Source organism: Bacillus sp. EB106-08-02-XG196, from assembly GCF_013396335.1.
Taxonomy (GTDB): domain Bacteria; phylum Bacillota; class Bacilli; order Bacillales; family Cytobacillaceae; genus Neobacillus.
In genome coordinates this window covers 264,058-282,033 of sequence record NZ_JABWSY010000004.1, presented here as the reverse complement: position 1 = coordinate 282,033, position 17,976 = coordinate 264,058, and the positions used below count along the sequence as shown (strand labels likewise).

General features: G+C 39.2%; 13 protein-coding genes. 12 read left to right on the top strand and 1 reads right to left on the bottom strand.

Annotated features, from left to right (window positions below; genetic code table 11):
• The first annotated feature begins 27 nt into the window (after positions 1-27).
• The 6 genes from MLOOGBEN_RS08680 (at position 28) to MLOOGBEN_RS08655 (ending at position 8,822) form a co-directional block, all read left to right on the top strand.
• Positions 28-711 carry an N-acetylmannosamine-6-phosphate 2-epimerase gene (locus tag MLOOGBEN_RS08680; RefSeq protein ID WP_179157854.1) on the top strand — a complete coding sequence of 228 codons (684 nt, stop codon included), beginning with the start codon at positions 28-30 and terminating at the stop codon, positions 709-711.
• Positions 712-713: 2 nt separating this feature from the next.
• The gene (locus MLOOGBEN_RS08675; protein ID WP_179157853.1) at positions 714-1,604 is read left to right on the top strand and encodes an ROK family protein; all 891 of its coding nucleotides are present in this window, start codon (positions 714-716) and stop codon (positions 1,602-1,604) included.
• A gap of 14 nt (positions 1,605-1,618) precedes the next feature.
• A complete protein-coding gene (gene lacZ, locus MLOOGBEN_RS08670) occupies positions 1,619-4,726 on the top strand; it encodes a beta-galactosidase, LacZ type (protein ID WP_179157852.1) in 3,108 nt (1,035 codons plus the stop codon).
• Between the two features lie 211 nt (positions 4,727-4,937).
• Positions 4,938-6,599, top strand: a complete 1,662-nt coding sequence (locus tag MLOOGBEN_RS08665) for a DUF4091 domain-containing protein (RefSeq protein ID WP_179157851.1) — start codon at positions 4,938-4,940, stop codon at positions 6,597-6,599.
• Complete coding sequence (locus tag MLOOGBEN_RS08660; RefSeq protein WP_179157850.1) at positions 6,587-8,332, top strand: glycoside hydrolase family 35 protein; 1,746 nt, start codon at positions 6,587-6,589, stop codon at positions 8,330-8,332. Before MLOOGBEN_RS08665 ends, MLOOGBEN_RS08660 begins: the two co-directional genes overlap by 13 nt.
• Positions 8,333-8,369: 37 nt before the next feature.
• Positions 8,370-8,822: a NanQ anomerase/TabA/YiaL family protein gene (locus tag MLOOGBEN_RS08655; RefSeq protein ID WP_179157849.1), complete on the top strand. Its 453-nt coding sequence runs from the start codon at positions 8,370-8,372 to the stop codon at positions 8,820-8,822.
• 151 nt (positions 8,823-8,973) lie between these two features.
• Here MLOOGBEN_RS08655 and MLOOGBEN_RS08650 read toward each other — a convergent pair whose 3' ends face one another.
• Positions 8,974-9,858 (bottom strand): helix-turn-helix transcriptional regulator, encoded by an 885-nt coding sequence (locus MLOOGBEN_RS08650; protein WP_256988994.1) that lies wholly within the window; start codon positions 9,856-9,858, stop codon positions 8,974-8,976.
• Between the two features lie 141 nt (positions 9,859-9,999).
• Here MLOOGBEN_RS08650 and melA point away from each other — a divergent pair, with 141 nt between their 5' ends.
• The 6 genes from melA to MLOOGBEN_RS08620 all read left to right on the top strand — a co-directional run bounded on the left by melA (position 10,000) and on the right by MLOOGBEN_RS08620 (position 17,951).
• Entirely contained in the window at positions 10,000-11,301 is a 1,302-nt protein-coding gene (gene melA / locus MLOOGBEN_RS08645; protein ID WP_179157847.1) for an alpha-glucosidase/alpha-galactosidase, read from the top strand.
• A 268-nt stretch (positions 11,302-11,569) separates the two neighbouring features.
• Positions 11,570-13,324, top strand: coding sequence for an ABC transporter ATP-binding protein (locus MLOOGBEN_RS08640; protein ID WP_179157846.1), 1,755 nt, complete (start codon positions 11,570-11,572; stop codon positions 13,322-13,324).
• Positions 13,325-13,333: 9 nt separating this feature from the next.
• Complete coding sequence (locus MLOOGBEN_RS08635) at positions 13,334-15,154, top strand: ABC transporter ATP-binding protein (protein ID WP_179157845.1); 1,821 nt, start codon at positions 13,334-13,336, stop codon at positions 15,152-15,154.
• Positions 15,155-15,410: 256 nt separating this feature from the next.
• Positions 15,411-15,974 carry a Uma2 family endonuclease gene (locus MLOOGBEN_RS08630; RefSeq protein ID WP_179157844.1) on the top strand — a complete coding sequence of 188 codons (564 nt, stop codon included), beginning with the start codon at positions 15,411-15,413 and terminating at the stop codon, positions 15,972-15,974.
• A 108-nt stretch (positions 15,975-16,082) separates the two neighbouring features.
• Positions 16,083-16,922 carry a YitT family protein gene (locus MLOOGBEN_RS08625; RefSeq protein ID WP_179157843.1) on the top strand — a complete coding sequence of 280 codons (840 nt, stop codon included), beginning with the start codon at positions 16,083-16,085 and terminating at the stop codon, positions 16,920-16,922.
• Between the two features lie 291 nt (positions 16,923-17,213).
• Positions 17,214-17,951, top strand: coding sequence for a response regulator transcription factor (locus MLOOGBEN_RS08620; RefSeq protein WP_179157842.1), 738 nt, complete (start codon positions 17,214-17,216; stop codon positions 17,949-17,951).
• The last annotated feature ends 25 nt before the right edge of the window (positions 17,952-17,976 follow it).

The window sequence follows — 17,976 nt, the reverse complement described above, 5'->3', positions numbered from 1 at the left end:
ATAATAAAACGATAAGGAGATCATCACATGAACAATCATCCTTTTTTCACGACTATACACAAAGATTTAATTGTATCTTGCCAAGCGCTTGAACACGAGCCGCTTCACGGATCTGAAATCATGGCGAAAATGGCTCAGGCAGCCAAGGAAGGCGGAGCAAAGGTCATTCGAAGCAATTCTGCAGTTGATGTCGCTGCGATTAAACGCCAAACCGGACTACCAGTCATTGGATTAGTCAAGCGTGATTATCCAGACAGTGAGGTTTTTATCACAGCAACCCTTAAAGAGGTAAAGGAACTATTGGCTGTAGAGGCTGATGTCATCGCGCTGGATGCCACTTATCGCAAGCGTCCAAATGGGGAAAGCTTAAAGGATTTAGTCGACTATATTCATGAACATAGTAATGCGTTAGTAATGGCGGATATTGCAACCATCAGGGATGCCGAATATGCGCTAGAATGCGGTGCAGATATGGTCTCTACGACCCTTTCCGGCTATACGAATGACAGTCCAAAACAAGATGATCCAGATTTTGAATTAGTTGAACAGCTTTCCCAACGATTACCAATCCCAGTCATTGCCGAAGGCCGCATCCAAACACCAGAGCAAGCACGCAGAATGCTGGAATTAGGTGCTTGGTCGATAGTAGTAGGTGGCGCAATCTCAAGACCGCAATTAATCACAAAAGCTTTTGCGGAGGGAATTCGCTAAGAATGAAGCATTATCTGGCCTTTGATATCGGAGGAACACAAATTAAATATGGGATTGTGACCGAAAAAGGGGATATTCTTTCTCACTTTATGATGGATACCGAAGCCCATCAAGGCGGCCGGGCGATCATCGATAAAGTAATTGCAGCAGGTAAAAGCATTGTGGCGGACCATTCCCTCAGTGGAATAGCCATCAGCACAGCCGGACAAGTTAATTTCCATACGGGAATGATTGTAGCTGCCGGTGATACAATCCCGCAGTATACGGGTGTCGAAATCAAGAAGCTTGTCAGTGAGGCCCTCGGACTTCCAGTTGAAGTGAGAAACGATGTAGACTGTGCAGCCCTGGGTGAGATGTGGCTTGGTGATCACGGCTCAAGCAATTTCATTGCATTGACCGTGGGGACAGGCATCGGCGGAGCGATTGTGATTGATGGGAAAATGTATTCGGGGCATTCATTCAGTGCAGGGGAATGGGGCTATATGCTTGTTGACGGAGAACCCTTTGAAAAAAATGCCTCAGTGTCTGGATTAATTCAGTTTGCCAATCACTATAAAGAAAAACGTCAATGGACCGGAAAAGAAATTTTTGATTTATATGACCAAGGTGATGAGGAGATTCAGATGGCTGTCAGACAGTTTTTCCGTTATTTAGCGATGGGCATCTCGAATCTTATTTATATTTTTAACCCGGAAAAAGTCATCATAGGCGGCGGCATTACGGCTCGGGGAGCGAAGTTTTTGCAGGAAGTAAAAGAGGAAGTCGAAAAATATTTGTTACCTTCCTTTAACAAGAATTCGGAAATTGTTCTTGCTAATCTATCCAATCATGCCGGAATGATTGGCGCGGTTTACCACTTTTTGAATTCTCAACGAGAGAGTTTGACTGAGTAAGGAGGAAAGCACCTATGTTAAAAGCTAAAGAAAAGTATGTTTATAGACCACCTCGTAATGGTTATCCAGAATGGAATAACAATCCTGAAATTTTTCAATTAAATCGTTTGCCTGCCCATGCAACAAGTATGCCGTTTTTGTCAGTAGAAGATGCATTAGCAGTTGATCGTATGGAGTCACCATTCTGCAAATTATTGAATGGTGAATGGAAGTTTTTATTTTCAAAGAATCCTGATAACAGAAGTAAAGATTTTTATAAAGATGGTTTCGATGAAAGTGAAATGAAACCGATTCAAGTACCTTCCCATTGGCAATTCCAAGGATATGATTATCCGCAATATACGAATGTTCGGTACCCATGGGAAAACCAAGAAGAATTAAAACCTCCGTTTGCACCAACGAAATACAATCCTGTTGGTCAATACATTACCTATTTTAGTATTCCAAAAGAGTGGGAAAACCAGCCTGTCTATCTACATTTTGCAGGAGTGGAGTCCGCTTTTTACGTATGGGTAAATGGTGACCTCGTTGGATATGGTGAAGATAGTTTTACTCCGAGTGAGTATGATATTTCTCCCTATTTAATAGAAGGAAAGAATAAGCTTGCTGTTGAGGTCTATCGCTGGAGTGATGCAAGCTGGTTAGAAGACCAGGACTTTTGGCGTTTAAGTGGAATCTTCAGGGATGTATATTTATATTCCACACCTGTCCTCCACATTTCTGATTATTTTGTACAAACGAATTTGGATGCTGACTATGTGGATGCAGAGCTTCTTGTAAACTTGAAAGTATCTAATTATGCTGGTCTTTTTGATAAGCCAGTATCTATCGAAGCACATTTATTTGATCAAAATGGCAGCAAAGTATTTAGTGAAGTGATTGCAGAACAGTATTTGCAAAATGAAGAGGAAAACGAATTGTGTTTTTCAAAACATTTAGAATCCCCTTCCTTATGGAGTGCAGAGAAGCCAACACTTTATTCCTTTGTCATTACCATGAAAAACTCTGACGGCACTATAATAGAAGCGCAAACCTGTAAAGTTGGTTTTCGGAAAATCGAAATTAAAGACAGCCTGATGTTGGTAAATGGAAAAAGGGTTCTGTTTAATGGAGTCAATCGCCACGAGTTTTCACATCTTCGAGGCCGTTCTGTCACGAAAGAAGATATGCTTCAAGATGTACTCGCAATGAAAAAGCATAATATTAATGCCGTAAGAACTTCCCACTATCCGAACCATCCTTATTGGTATGAATTATGTGATCAATATGGTTTATATGTTATCGATGAAGCAAACTTAGAAACACACGGTTCCTGGACTTATGGTCAAAAGGAAATCCTTGATACCGTTCCAGGAGATAAGGAAGAGTGGACCGCGAATGTAATCGATCGCTGCCATTCGATGCTGCACCGTGATAAGAATCATCCTTCCATCGTGATCTGGTCGCTTGGAAATGAGTCTTTCGGCGGAACCAACTTTATTAAAATGAAGAATTATATGAAGGAAGAGGATCCAACGCGTCTTGTTCACTATGAAGGGGTGGCCCATTATCGTGCATCAAGTGAGACTTCGGAGATTGAAAGCATGATGTATGAGCATCCATCAAAGCTGGAAGCATATGCCTTAAATGCAGAACAGAGTGAAATTCCAGCAAAGCCTTATATTGTATGTGAATATGCTCATGCGATGGGAAATTCCGTAGGGAATCTCTATCAATATACCGATCTATTTAACAAGTATCCGATTTTACAAGGCGGGTTTATCTGGGATTTTAAAGACCAAGCCATCCAAACGACAACGGAAACAGGAGTAACGTATTTAGCCTATGGCGGTGATTTTGGTGAATCACCACACGATGGTAACTTCTGCGGTAATGGTCTGTTATTCGCAGATGGGACGTTAACACCGAAAATTTATGAAGTGAAAAAATGCTATCAACCGATTGATGTCATATTGGAGAATGATCAATTTACAGTCATCAATAAGAATTTATTTACAGATGTTAATGAATATGAAGCAAGGTGGACAATGCTGAAAGATGGGGAAGAAATAGCGAGTGACAGCATAAGTGTTTCCTGTAAGCCATTATCATCTGTAACGATTGACCTTAAAGATGTACTAGCAAACTATGTCATGGAAGGTAATGAATATATTATAACCATCAGCTTCCACACGATGAAAGATAGTCTTTGGGCCGAAAAGGGTTATGAAATTGCTTTTGATCAATTTGTCCTAACCGATCGAATCTATGTTCAATCAGTACCAAGTCTTTCCTTGAAAAACATAGAGGAAACAAATGAGCAAGTAAAAGTGGAGGGGGAGACATTCTCCATAACCGTAAGTAAAACATCCGGGTTCATTACTTCATTCATGAAACAGGGTGTAGAGGTTTTAGCTGAACCAGCTGTACCCAATTTTTGGCGGGCACTAACCGATAATGACCGCGGGAATAAATTAGGAGATCGTGCAGGAATATGGGAACATGCAGGAAGGAATGCTGTTTTAGAGCAGATGAATGTAAAGGAACTGGATAAAACGGTTCAAATAGAAACGGTTCTACAGTTACAAACCTCTCCTGTATCAAGATGTACGATTCATTATGAAATTACAGGAGATGGAGAAATCCTTGTAGCATTTGAACTACTTCCTGGTGAATCCTTACCTGAGATTCCGGAAATCGGGATGATCCTTCCTTTAGTCAAATCGTTCGAAGAGTTTTCTTGGTACGGAAAAGGCCCTCATGAAAATTATTGGGACCGTGAAAAAGGTGCGAAAATTGGCCTCTACTCATCAACAGTGGAAAATGAATTCATACCGTATTTAAAGCCGCAGGAATATGGGAATAAAATTGATGTTCGTTCGTTTGTAATTGACAATGGTGCTGGGGTGAAGCTCCACGTTACGAGTGATTCATTACTCGAAATGAATGCGGGTGCTTACTCTGCCACAGAATTGCAGGAAGCAGGCCATACGTATCAATTGCCTGAAAGAACAAAAACGTATTTACGTGTAAATCATAAGCAAATGGGTGTCGGCGGAGATGATTCTTGGGCTGCAAAGACGCATCCTGAATTCACACTATTTTCTGATCAAACGTATCAATACTCATTTACTTTAAAATAATTTTTATATAAATCTTTCTACTTATAGACTTTGTTAAAGTAGGTTTTATAACTCTGTTGATTGGAGAAAAAGCTTTTTCGCTCCAATCAACAGCTGTGTCTAACAGAGTGAATGTTAAGAAAGTTGTATCAAAGCCTAACTTGTTGGGTTGACACAACAAGTTGCGGTGTTATAATTTATGTAAATTAGGTTGAGAGGGTGGAATAATTTGGTGGAACGGGAATTTTTAACAAAAAGTTTAAGCTCTTTAACAAAAGTTTTTGCTGATCAAGAACTGACAGATAAGGCGATTAACAAAGGTTCAGCGCTGTTAAATGAAGCGTACTCTTTTCAGATTGCCTATAAATCTAAAACACTATTAAAAGACATTAGAGTGCAAGTAAATTCTGCTTTTAATGAGAAGATTACAATCCGTTCTGTGGGGCTTGTTCCATCTGAGTTGCCATGTTACCACGATCATGATGATCTCATTCTTAAATCCACACCAGGATTATATCCGGATCCCCTTTATCCGATTGATGATATAGAGGGTTTAATAGCCTTTCCAGAACAGTGGCGTGCGATTTGGATTACTGTCGATCCTCAGGGAGATGTGAATCCAGGCAGACATCCAATTGAAGTAATTTTTGAAAAGAAAAACGGGGAATACCTTGGTAAGGAGATTTTTGAATTAGAGGTTATTGCCGCCGAACTGCCTCAACAAAAATTAATCCATACTGAATGGTTCCATACGGATTGTCTGGCTACTCTTTATAATGTAGAGGTTTTTAGTGGAGAGCATTGGAGAAGAATTGAGCAATTTGTTCGAACTGCAGCTAAGCATGGAATGAATATGATTCTTACACCAATCTTTACACCCCCTTTAGATACGGAGGTCGGGGGAGAGCGGCCGACTGTGCAGCTTGTTGATGTAGAAAAGTCAGGTGAAGCGTACACTTTCCAATTTGAAAAGCTAAAAAGATGGGTTGATTTATGTAAAAAACAAGGGATAAAGTATTTTGAGTTTTCTCATCTCTTTACCCAATGGGGAGCAAAGCATGCGCCGAAAATAGTTGGATATGAAAATGGAGAATTGAAACAATTATTTGGCTGGGAAACGGATGCAATGAGTCTAGAATATCGAGGTTTTCTGCAGCAATTTATTCCTAGTTTGATAGAATTTATTAACCAGAATCAATTAGAAGATCAATGCTTTTTCCATGTTTCGGATGAGCCGCATCTGACACAGGTTGAATCTTATAAAAATGCTAGTTTAATCCTGCAAGAATTACTAAAGGATTTTCCAATTATTGACGCGCTTTCAGACTATACCTTCTATGAAAAAGGCATTGTCAAAAATCCGATTCCATCCAATGATCATATCAATGCCTTTATAGAGAATGGAGTAGAAAATCTTTGGACCTATTATTGCTGTGCCCAATATAAAAAGGTGGCAAACCGCTTTTTCTCGATGCCATCGTTTCGTAATCGGGTTTTAGGTATCCAGCTATATAAATATAAAATCGCTGGCTTTCTTCATTGGGGATATAATTTTTGGTATGCACAATATTCAAAAAAGGCGATTGATCCATTTAAAAATACTGATGCCAATTATGCATTCCCTTCCGGAGACGCTTTTCTCGTTTATCCCGGTGAAGATGGTCCGATTGAATCGATAAGACTCGAGGTAATGAATGAAGCACTACAAGATTTGAGAGCGCTTCAATTGCTGGAAAGCGTCGTTGGAAGAGAACAAGTTTTAGCGCTTTTGCAAGACGGATTGGATTATGAAATAACCTTTGAACAATATCCTCAAGACCAAGAGTGGTACCTTCAAAAAAGGGAACAGATTAATGAAAAAATTAAGAGAGAAGGTGTAGTATGTCAGCATTAACCTATAATCAAAACTCCTTCATATTGGATGGCAAAGAAATTCGACTATTAAGCGGGGCGATGCATTATTTCCGTACAGTGCCGGAGTACTGGGAGGATCGTTTAATAAAGTTAAAAGAATGTGGCTTTAATACGGTCGAAACCTATGTGGCATGGAATTTACATGAACCTGAGGAAGGACAATTTGTTTTTGAGGGTATTGCTGATATTGAAACTTTCATCAAAACGGCTGAAAAAGTTGGTCTTCATGTCATTGTCAGACCAGGTCCATATATTTGTGCCGAGTGGGAGTTTGGCGGTTTCCCTTATTGGTTATTGACGGTACCGAATATTCAACTACGCTGTTATAATCAACCGTATTTAGAAAAAGTAGATGTGTTTTTCGATGTGTTATTTGAACGATTGCAGCCATTGCTGCGTTCCAATGGCGGCCCAATTATTGCCATCCAGGTTGAGAATGAGTACGGCAGCTATGGAAATGATCAAAAGTATTTGCAATATATGCGGGACAGTATCCAAAAACGGATTGGTCAGGAGCTGCTTTTTACTTCTGATGGTCCGGCACCAAGTATGCTGAATGGCGGGATGATTGAAGGCGTGTTTGAAACCGTCAATTTTGGTTCACGAGCAGAAAGCGCATTTGAACAATTAAAGCAGTTTCAGCCAAACGCACCGCTGATGTGTATGGAGTTTTGGCATGGGTGGTTCGATCATTGGGGTGAGGAGCATCATACGCGTTCCTCTGAAAGTGTCGTCGAGACATTGGATAGTATTCTAAAGCAAAATGGTTCTGTCAATTTTTATATGGCCCACGGCGGGACGAATTTTGGTTTCTTTAATGGAGCCAATCATAATGAGGAAGTTTATCAGCCAACGATTACCAGCTATGACTATGATGGCTTGTTGACAGAATCCGGGGATGTAACAGAAAAGTTCTTCGCGGTGCGAAAGACGTTTGAAAAATACGTCGAGCTGCCAGAAATGAAATTACCTCCTGTGACACTAAAAAAACAGTATGGTGAGGTCATTTTGGGGGAGCGCGTTGCTTTGCTAGATTCATTAAATCAACTTTCAAGTCCACTAGAGAGCCGAACTCCTTTAACAATGGAGGAGTATGGGCAAGGTTATGGATTCATTGTCTATGAAACGATGATTAAAGGTGCTTACGGGAAGCAGAAGATTACCGTTCAGGATATTCATGACCGCGGACAAATTTATTTGAACGGTGAATATGCTGGCTTAGTCGAGCGAATTGGCGGCCGTTCAAGTATTGAGGTTGATATTACCGAGGTAGAAACAAAACTGCAGATTATTGTTGAAAATATGGGCCGAGTTAATTATGGTCCGTTCCTTAATGATTTTAAAGGGATTACCCAAGGTGTAAGAGCAGGCAACCAATTTTTATTTGATTGGACTGTATATCCATTACCGTTAAACGATTTGAGTCCGCTAGTGTTTAACAGTGATGAGGCAAAAAAAAACCATCCTTATCTTCACCGGGGATCCTTACATGTTGATGAAGCGGCCGATACGTTTATCGATATGTCTGGGTGGACGAAAGGGGTCGTCTTTGTGAATGGTCATAATCTTGGCCGTTACTGGGAAATCGGTCCGCAGCAAACCCTCTATGTTCCGGCTCCATTTTTGCAAAAGGGTGAAAACGAAATTGTCATATTGGAATTACATGACCATAAAGAAAGTATAAGGTTTGTGGACCAGCCTGTATTAGGATAACTTGCGGGAGAAACCCGTCTAAAAAGGAGCAATCACCATGATCGTTAATCATATTAGCAATTTCAATTTTTACAAAGGGCTCAATGAGAAATTCGATAAAGCCTTTGACTATATCCAAAACACGAACCTTGAACAGTTGGAGCCAGGCTTCTATGAAATAGAAGGAGAAGAAGTTTTCTTAAATCTCGTTGAATATGAAACAAAAAGTGTCGAAGAGCGTGTGTGGGAATCACACAAAAAATATATCGATATCCAAGTCATCGTCGAGGGAAATGAATTCATCGGGTATGAACTTTTTGATCGAATGAAAATCAAAGAAGACTACAATAAGCAGGATGATATTTATTTTTTAGAAGGAAGCCTGCAATCAAAGGTAAAGCTTGAAAAAGGTGACTTTATCATTTGCTATCCGCAAGATGCCCATATGGCTGGAATGATGGTTAATGGTTCCGAAAAGGTGAGAAAAGCTGTTTTTAAAGTCAAAATATAGAGTAATTGAAAACAACTGTAGCCCTGATACCAACGTCAGGGCTTTCTATTTTTCACGGAATAAGGGGTGGATTTAATGTGCATTGGCTGCTTGACGACAGAACATCGAAATCATTAGAAACCAGAGAAAAGAAAATCAAAGGCACCCTTTACTACAGGATTAAATAATCCAGATTGCTTATTCGGCTTTCTCTAAATTCTCCTGGAGAAAAACCCGTAATTTTTCGAAAGACTTTATTGAAATAGTTGGCATTTTCATATCCTGTTTTAGCGGCGATATCTTTTATCGATAAATCGGTATGACGAAGCATTTCCGAAGCTTTCTTGATTCGGACTTTCGTTAAGTATTGTGACGGCGTCGTATTGGTGTACTTCCGAAATTGTTTAATGAAATAATAGCTTGATAGCCCAGCTATTGCCGCCATTTTTTCAACGGAAATGTATTCCCCATATTGTTGTTGAAGATAAGTAATTACCCGCAACATGGGTTCAGGCATTTCTTGATTGGCAGAATTCAGGTTTTTTGTAAAACGATAGCATTCCATGATAAATTCGTATGCTCTAGCCGAAGAAAGATAAGCATCAATCATTTTATGTTCTCTTGTTTCTTGGAGCAGGCTGTACAATAGTTGAATCAGATTTGCTTCTGGAGGAATATTTACAGTCTTCCCGGCATGAACATGAATAAAATCCCAGCATGAAGCGGCAGCACTTCCGGTTAATGTAATATAAATAAATTCCCAGCTTGCACTGCTCTCGGGAAGAAAGTAACAATGCTGACTTGGCAGTTGGACAAAAAATGCATCGCCGCGATGTAATGGGTACCGCTGATCCTCGAAGGTAATGGCACCTTGACCGGAGAGGGTATATTGAAAAACATATTTTTCTACCCCTTGAATATCCTTTCTCATCATCCCATCCCAGTAATAATCAATGGAAGTTTGAAGCTCCCATCCAATTGATGAGATATTTGCTATATTATTTTGGGGCATATCCTGAAAACGAAACCCATAATTACCATACTTTTGACTAGACAATAATTTACCCTCCATTCGCAAGTTATTACCATTGTAGAAATAATGTAAGCGCCATAATATGAGTATAGCAGTTTTTTATTATTTTAAATGGTCCAATTGTACAACAACATTTATGACAATTTTTTTCAGGGGGTTAAAAAAATGTCGAAAATTACATTTGTAGGCGCAGGTAGTACGGTTTTTGCTAAAAATGTCCTTGGGGACTGCTTAATGGTATCAGCCCTTGAGGGATTTGAGTTCGCTTTATTTGATATTGACGAAAAACGCCTAAAAGAATCAGAGGCTATGCTGACGAATTTGAGAAATCGTTATAACAAAAGCATTCATATTAAAGCCTATTTAGACAGAAAGGAAGCGTTACGAGGAGCTAAATATGTGATAAATGCCATTCAAGTTGGCGGCTATAAACCGAGTACAGTCATTGATTTTGAAATACCGAAAAAATACGGTCTCCGCCAGACAATTGCAGACACGGTTGGAATTGGCGGGATATTTCGTTCATTACGCACCATTCCAGTTTTATTTGATATTGCTAAGGATATCGAGGAGGTGTGCCCGGATGCGTGGTTCTTAAATTATACAAATCCGATGGCCGCTTTAACTGGTGCGATGCTTCGCCATACAAACGTGAAAACGGTCGGATTATGCCATAGTGTCCAAACCTGCACAAGGGATCTATTCGAATCATTGGGAATGGAGCATGAAGGTATTACCGAGAAAATAGCCGGAATTAACCATATGGCCTGGCTGCTTGAGGTAAAGAAGGATGGAAAAGATTTATACCCTGAAATTAAACAACTTGCTAAACAGAGGCAGTTGCCTAAGCATCCCGATATGGTTCGCTTTGAGTTAATGGACAAATTCGGGTTTTATGTGACTGAATCTTCTGAACATAATGCGGAATATCATCCCTATTTCATTAAACGTCAATACCCGGATTTAATTGAAAAATTCAATATTCCGCTTGATGAATATCCAAGACGCTGTGAAAATCAAATCCGCGGCTGGGAGGGAATGCGTGAAGAACTAACAAGTAATTCAAATCTGTCTCATGTGCGTTCGAATGAATATGGTTCAAGAATCATTGAATCTATGGAAAGTAATATTCCATTTAAGTTCGGCGGCAATGTCTTAAATACAGGCGGCTTAATAAGTAATCTGCCTCGGAAGGCAGTGGTAGAAGTTCCGTGTGTTTCAGATCGCAGCGGAATAACACCGTGCTATATGGGCGAACTTCCTGAACAGCTTGCTGCACTAAACCGAACCAATATCAATACCCAGCTATTGACCATTGAAGCTGCGGTTACGGGGAAAAAAGAACATGTTTACCAGGCCGCCATGCTGGATCCGCATACAGCAGCGGAATTATCATTAGACGATATTGTTTCATTGTGCGATGACTTAATCGAAGCACATGGAGAATGGCTGCCAGTGTTTAAATAATAGAAACAAGGCTAAGCCGAATTAACCGGAGTATGGATGGGTTACAAAAAAAGAGACAATAATGTTCAAAGGCTTAAGTTTTGTGGCTTAAGCCCTCTTATACCAAATAAAAACCAGAAAATTACATACTCAAGCAAAAATGACATATCATCATTTATAGGCTTACTGAGTAATGATTTAGCCAGACAATTCCAATAAATCTTACATATTTACCCGAAGTCCTTTTCACAGTAAGCTAAGGGAAATTTTAATTTAAGAGGAGGTAGTAATGTTAATATTTAAAAAACTAAAGTCGTTTTATCTTCCTTATAAGAAGGATTTCATTTGGTCGATGCTTTTCTTGGTGTTGATAGCTGGAATTACAGTAGTTTATCCAATGATTTTGCAACTGACCATTGATGAAGTAGTTCTTGGGAACCGATATGATTTGGTACCTTGGATTTCTTTAGGATTTATTGCAATTATGGCGATAAAAGGACTGTCCGCTTTTATTCAACATTATTTGGCGGATATGTTCGGAATTAAATCTGTTTTCCACCTGCGTAATACCTTATATGAAAAACTGCAGCGGCTGTCGTTTAGCTATTATGATAATGCGAAGACAGGGGATCTGATGTCTCGTTTGACCGCAGATGTAGAAGGATTTCGCTTTTTTGTATCCTTCGGTTTTAGTGAGGTACTCCGCTTTGTCATTGTTGTCACCGCTAGTTTATTTGTGATGTTTAATTATTCCGTTTCACTCACGCTTGTGACAATTGCGGCACTTCCATTTATCAGCATTGTTGTTTATAAATTTGATAAGGACGTACACCCGGCTTTCCGCGGAATCCGTGAATCATTTGGAAAGTTAAACACAAAGGTACAAGAAAATATAAGCGGCATACATACCGTTAAAGCCCTATCAAAAGAAGCAGTAGAGATTGAACGGTTTACAAAGTCAAATCAAGACTATCGGACGAAACAGCTAAATACCGCAGCAGTTTGGTCGAAATACTTTCCGCTGATGGAGCTGATTGGAAATATTTCTGTTGTTGTTTTAATCGGATATGGCGGCTATCAAGTCATCAACGGAGCCTTAAAACCAGGTGAGCTTGTCGCCTTTTACAGCCTGATTTGGTATATTTTGTGGCCAATCATGCACCTTGGATTCACGATTAATATGTTCTCTCAGGCGAAAGCTTCCGGCGAGCGGCTGCTGGAAATTCTGGAAGCCGATGAAACGATTTATGATCGGGAGGATGTCAAGAATATCAAAAAGATCACAGGTAGTGTGGTTTTTGATCAGGTGACATTCCGTTATCATAATGAAGGAACGGCGGCCCTTCAAGATATCAGCTTTGAAGCCCATCCGGGTAAAACGATTGGTTTGATTGGGGCAACCGGTTCGGGGAAAACAAGCATTATCCAGCTTCTTTCTCGCTTATACGAACCAACTGAAGGAAAGATTTTCATCGATGGACGTCCGCTCAAGGAATATCGTTTGAAAACGCTGCGTTCCGAAATTGGGGTTGTTTTACAGGAAACCTTTCTTTTTTCATCAACGATAAAAGCGAATATAGCTTATGGAAGACCTGATGCCACAATCGAAGAAATTATCGCCGCCGCTGAATGCGCCGATGCACATGATTTCATTATGGAGCTGCCCGCTGGATATGACACAATGCTTGGGGAGAGGGGAATGGGTCTATCTGGGGGACAAAAGCAGCGGATTGCAATTGCCCGCGCCATCTGTACCGATCCTGCGATTCTCATATTGGATGATTCAACAAGTGCGGTCGATATGGAAACGGAGTTTTCTATTCAGCAGGCTCTCCAGGAAGTAATGAAGGGGAGAACAACCTTTATTATTGCACATAGAATCTCGTCGTTAAAACATGCCGATGAAATTTTAGTGCTCGATAATGGAAAAATTGTTGAACGGGGTACACATGAACAGCTGGTAAATAATCATGGAACATATGAAAGAATTTATCATATTCAATATCAAGATCATGCTGCAATCATGGAAAAGGCAGTAAGGTAGGTGGGAATAATGGAAGATAAGCGTAAGAAACAATTAATATTAGAGCGGTTTAACTACTCCAATGAGCAAGTGATCGATAAAGCGTTTAACTGGCAGCAAATATGGAGGTTATTACAATATGTAAAACCATATGCAAAATCTTATCTGCCGCTTTCGTTGATTGCTGTTATCCTGTCAACGGCAATTCGGTTGATCATTCCGATTTTGATAGGTGTCTATACACTGGACCGGGCGATTATTGAAAAAGATACAGGACTGCTATTGAATCTAGTTTTCATCATTTCAGGATTATATTTGCTGTCTTATTTGGTCAATGCCTTAAGAATTCGCTGGATGAATAAGCTTGGGCAAAATGTCATTTATGATTTACGCAAACATTTATTTACCCATGTCCAATCATTATCCCACCGGTTCTTTGACCAGCGTTCGGCAGGTTCGATTCTAGTAAGGATCATGAATGATATTAACTCACTGCAGGAGCTGTTTACCAATGGTGTTATTAATCTATTAACTGATTTTCTGCTGTTAGTGGCGGTCATTTTTATCTTATTCTCGTTGAATGCTAAACTAACGTTAGCGATAATGGTTATATTACCGATTATGTTTTTCATTTCGACAAGTCTGCGTAAAAAAATCCGATTATCGTGGCAGATGGTCCGGCTGAAGCAGTCAAAGATTAACTCTCATTTAAATGAAAGTATTCAAGGAATTCGAGTCACACAGGTATTTACTCAAGAAGACGAAAATATCCAGTTTTTTAAGGGATTGAACCAGGAAAACTTTGATATTTGGAAGCAAGCGGTTAAGAAAAATGCGATGTTTGGTCCGATTGTGGAAATGACGAATGCCATCGGAACGGTGATTCTTATTTGGTATGGTGCTTTTCTTGTGATGAACGGAGAAAGCACCATCGGGGAATTTGTTTCGTTTGCCTTTTATTTAGGGATGTTCTGGGAGCCAATCTCGCGTCTTGGGCAATTGTATAACCAGCTCCTCATTGGAATGGCGTCTTCTGAGCGTATTTTTGAGTTTTTAGATGAACGTCCGCTTGTCGCAGAATCTCCAAACGCTCGGGTGCTTCCTTTGGTGAATGGCAGTATTGATTTTGAAGATGTACAATTTTCCTATGATGAAAAAAGAACAGCCTTAAATGGGATTACTTTTTCGATTCAGGCAGGTGAGACTTGTGCACTTGTCGGTCACACGGGTTCAGGGAAGACAACGATAGCGAATTTGATCAGTCGATTTTATGATGCTACGGACGGCGTTGTTAAGATTGATGGTTATCCGATTCAAGATATTTCTATTGCCAGTTTGCGCTCGCAAATTAGTGTTGTCCTGCAGGATACGTTTATTTTTTCTGGAACGATCATGGAAAACATCCGCTTTGGCAGCCCAAGTGCAAGCGATGAGAAAGTCGTAGCAGCTGCAAAGGCTGTAGGAGCGGATCCATTTATTATGCAGCTTCCGAATGGGTATCTAACAGAAGTGGAAGAGCGGGGAAATGTTTTGTCTGTTGGAGAACGCCAGCTTCTTTCTTTCGCAAGGGCTTTACTCGCGGATCCAAAAATTCTCATTCTCGATGAAGCAACCGCAAGTATTGATACGGAGACAGAAGTAAAAATTCAGAGGGCATTAAAAACATTATTAAATGGACGAACCGCGATTATGATTGCTCACAGGCTCTCAACGATTCGAGACGCGGACAAAATTATTGTCATGGATCATGGTAATATCCTTGAACAGGGTAATCATGAAATGCTAATGAGTAACCAAGGAGTTTACTACGAATTGGTAAAAGCACAATACAAAATGCTTGGTGTTGGTTGATTCTTTAATAGGGGGCAGTACAAAAAGTCGACTTAAAAAGACTTTTTGGCACAGCCTCTTTATTTTTTAGTTTTGGTTTATTAATTGGGGCAAATTTTACTGAATTGATTTCCGGTAGAGCCGAAAGCGCTGCTTATATTCTTGCTGAGCATGGCTACACTGTATTTTTCCACTATTGATTCAATAAGTGTATTAGGTTATAGAATGTACTATAATTAGAATAGGGAATACTCTTTATGATGAAAGGGTGAGAATATTGAGTTTACCAGAGAAAAGAAATCTGTCATTGGACGAATTTTATAAGCTAAAAGAGAATTCTGATCAAATAATGGAATATATTGATGGAGTAATTTTTATGTCACCTTCTCCATCCACAAAGCATCAAAGAATTTCTGGACGTTTACATGCCGAGCTTTTTCAATTGCTAGATGGTTCTGAATGTGAAGTGTTTCATGCACCTTTTGATGTTGAATTGACACATGAGAAAATGGATGGCACGAAGATTGTGATACCTGATTTGTCAGTGATCTGCGACAAAAGTGGGTTAAATGAGGAAAAATATGTTGGGGTTCCTACTATAATTATTGAGATTGTCAGCCCTTCAAATCAATCCCATGACTTGGTTTTTAAACTCAATCTGTACATGCAATATGGTGTAAAAGAGTATTGGATTGTAAATCCAATACTAAATACAGTACAAGTATATACCCTTGATGACAATAAACAATACCGACTACATGATATTGCAAAAGATAAAGGAAGCATTCATTCAACAATACTTACAAAGTTTATCGTTGATGTTGAAAAAATTTTTACTTAGGGCAGCAGCTGCTATTATAAAACAATCTATTGTACGATTTAAATGTGCCACGATATAATGATGAGAGTCTGTGTGTGAATCTATATTTTATTAGCAGTGAGGTAGTGTATGAAAAAAGGGACGATAGACATCATTTTTATCATTATTGGTGCATTTTTGTTTGCGTTAGGTGTTAATTTATTTGTTATTCCGAACGAGCTTGGGGAAGGCGGAGTTACGGGTATAACTATAATTGCCTACTATTTATTTGGCTGGTCGCCAGGTTTAGTCAGCTTAATATTGAATGCCTTTTTGTTAATGGTTGGTTACAAATTTTTGAATAAGGTCACGACGATTTATACGATCATTGCAGTAGTTTTTAATTCGCTTTTTCTTCATTTGACAGAAGGCTGGAGGATTGCTTCTGATGAATTAATGGTGAATGCCATTTTTGGCGGAGTAATTATCGGGGTTGGAATAGGCTTCATTATTCGAGTTGGAGGAACATCAGCAGGAACTACCATCCTAGCAAGAATTACACATAAGTATTTAGGATGGAGTATTAGCTATGGTCTATTGTTTTTCGACTTACTTGTTGCCTTCTCATCTTATTTTATCATCGGTGCAGAAAAGCTGATGTTAACCATTATTATGCTTTATGTAGGTACGAAAGTAATGGAATTTGTGATTGAAGGTTTAAATCCGAAAAAGGCCATTACGATTATTTCTGATAAACCGAATGACATTGCCAAACAGGTGACGACATCAATGGATAGAGGTGTAACTGTTTACTCGGGTCATGGTTATTACACAAAAACCCCCAAGGAGATTCTTTATATTGTAATTAGTAAGCAAGAAGTCATAAAGCTGAAACGCATTGTTCAAGCTACCGATCCGACTGCATTTATTGCAATCCACGATGTTCGAGATGTATTTGGAGAAGGATTTATTGATATTTCTAAAGCATAATACCAAAAAAAGGGGAGCCCCCATTCAATAGGGCTCCCCTTTTTGTTCCTAAAATCAAAAATTGTCATTCATAAAAGCAATTCTTAAATGACAATTTTATAAAAGGGTTGAAAGCGTTAGCAAAGAAAACACATAAAGGATAACCTACATATCGACCTTTTCTTTTCAGAAATCCTATAATCAAATCGACAGCATTTAACAGAATATTTACAATTCGATGCGTATCAAATTATTTTCAAGTTACCTCAACATAAAGAGGAACGCAAACATTAATTGATTAGGGGGCTTATGATGAATATTCTAATTATCGAAAAGGATGTATTAAGTAGAGATCTTTTAAAGAATAGTTTCTTAAGCGAGGGTTGGAGAGTTTTGACATCCAGTGATGGATTAGAAGCTTTGCAGAAAATTCAAAAGATCAAAGTAGATTTAGTTCTTTTAGACCCAATGATTTCGAAGTTACCAAGTGATACAGTCTGTAAAGAAATTAGAAAAATAACGAATGTACCGCTCTTGATTATGTCTTCAAGGTCGAGAGAAGAAGATATCATCCATGCGCTGAATATCGGAGCAGATGATTATCTTATTAAGCCAATCCGCATTAATGAGGTATTGGCACGGATTAAAGCATTGATTAGGAGAATTGAAAGGTTTACAAAGAAAAGCCAAAAGGTGATTTGCTTTAATCAAAAAAGCCTTGTGATTAATTTTGAAACACAAGAAGTGCAGGTGGAAGGGAAATCTGTCCAATTAACATCTACTGAATTTAAAATCCTGCATGCGTTTGCACAAAAACCTGGAAAAGTATTTAGCAGGCAAGACTTGTCCTATATTGTTCAAGGGTACCGTTTTATTGGTGATGGGCGGACAATGGATGCACATATAAAAAATTTAAGGAAAAAACTGGAGAAAAACCCGCGTACTCCTAAATATATCGTCACAAAAACAGGAGCGGGGTATAAATTCAACTGTCTAGTCGATCAGGCCCCAATAATCGAAAGTTCCGGACTTTTAGCCGAAAGCTCTTAATTTATTATTTAAGGGTTGAACGAAC